The organism is Fictibacillus sp. 18YEL24 (assembly GCF_015903855.1).
In the GTDB taxonomy this organism is placed as follows: Bacteria; Bacillota; Bacilli; order Bacillales; family Fictibacillaceae; genus Fictibacillus; species Fictibacillus phosphorivorans_C.
This window is the reverse complement of record NZ_JACZDT010000019.1, coordinates 1-1,131: the sequence shown is the minus strand read 5'-3', so window position 1 is coordinate 1,131 and position 1,131 is coordinate 1. Positions and strand designations below refer to the sequence as shown.

The 1,131-nt window shown below is 47.6% G+C and carries 9 tRNA genes and 1 rRNA gene; all 10 read right to left on the bottom strand.

Features of this window, described 5'->3' with window-relative positions:
- Positions 1 to 43 precede the first annotated feature (43 nt).
- Positions 44 to 119, bottom strand: a tRNA-Ala gene (locus HU823_RS21765).
- Between the two features lie 20 nt (positions 120 to 139).
- Positions 140 to 216, bottom strand: a tRNA-Pro gene (locus HU823_RS21760).
- A gap of 9 nt (positions 217 to 225) precedes the next feature.
- Positions 226 to 302: transfer RNA gene (locus HU823_RS21755), tRNA-Arg, on the bottom strand.
- Positions 303 to 309: 7 nt separating this feature from the next.
- Positions 310 to 398 (bottom strand) — tRNA-Leu (locus tag HU823_RS21750).
- A gap of 14 nt (positions 399 to 412) precedes the next feature.
- Positions 413 to 487, bottom strand: a tRNA-Gly gene (locus tag HU823_RS21745).
- A 27-nt stretch (positions 488 to 514) separates the two neighbouring features.
- Positions 515 to 598 (bottom strand) — tRNA-Leu (locus HU823_RS21740).
- Between the two features lie 9 nt (positions 599 to 607).
- Positions 608 to 683: transfer RNA gene (locus tag HU823_RS21735), tRNA-Lys, on the bottom strand.
- 8 nt (positions 684 to 691) lie between these two features.
- Positions 692 to 767, bottom strand: a tRNA-Thr gene (locus HU823_RS21730).
- Between the two features lie 13 nt (positions 768 to 780).
- Positions 781 to 856: transfer RNA gene (locus tag HU823_RS21725), tRNA-Val, on the bottom strand.
- Between the two features lie 12 nt (positions 857 to 868).
- Positions 869 to 984 (bottom strand): 5S ribosomal RNA (rrf, locus tag HU823_RS21720).
- Positions 985 to 1,131: the final 147 nt, after the last annotated feature.

The following is a 1,131-nucleotide window of genomic DNA, read 5'->3' as shown; positions in this document are numbered from 1 at the left end:
TTTTTGCAATAAAAAAGAAAATGTCAGAAACATTTTCTGAAAATGGTGGAGCTTAGCGGGATCGAACCGCTGACCTCCTGCGTGCAAGGCAGGCGCTCTCCCAGCTGAGCTAAAGCCCCAAATAACATATTCGTTATAATGGTCGGGAAGACAGGATTTGAACCTGCGACCCCCTGGTCCCAAACCAGGTGCTCTACCAAGCTGAGCCACTTCCCGTAAAAAACATGGCGCGCCCTGAGAGATTCGAACTCCCGACCTTTTGATTCGTAGTCAAACACTCTATCCAGCTGAGCTAAGGGCGCATGTATGTGGTGCCGAGGACCGGAATCGAACCGGTACGGTAGTCACCTACCGCAGGATTTTAAGTCCTGTGCGTCTGCCAGTTCCGCCACCCCGGCACATACAATAACTTTGGAGCGGAAGACGGGATTCGAACCCGCGACCCCAACCTTGGCAAGGTTGTATTCTACCACTGAACTACTTCCGCAAACTTATTTAATTATCAAATGGAAATTGGTGCGGGTGAAGGGACTCGAACCCCCACGTCAAAGACACTAGATCCTAAGTCTAGCGCGTCTGCCAATTCCGCCACACCCGCGTGTATAAATGGTGAGCCATGAAGGACTCGAACCTTCGACCCTCTGATTAAAAGTCAGATGCTCTACCAACTGAGCTAATGGCTCGTGCAAAATGGTGCCGGCTAGAGGACTTGAACCCCCAACCTACTGATTACAAGTCAGTTGCTCTACCAATTGAGCTAAACCGGCAAGTAAGAATAAATGGTGGAGGATGACGGGTTCGAACCGCCGACCCCCTGCTTGTAAGGCAGGTGCTCTCCCAGCTGAGCTAATCCTCCATTTTATATCTAGCCTAGCGACGTCCTACTCTAACAGGGGGAAACCCCCAACTACCATCGGCGCTAAAGAGCTTAACTTCCGTGTTCGGTATGGGAACGGGTGTGACCTCTTTGCCATCATCACTAGACCAGATTAGCGAGTTATTTTTTATCTCGACAAGATAAAATTATACTCTATGTAATTCTTAAAAGCAAGAGAAATTTTTAATGATTTTCATCATTTTTTTATGTTCTCTCAAAACTAGATACGACGTTTCCAAACGTTATGCTTTTTT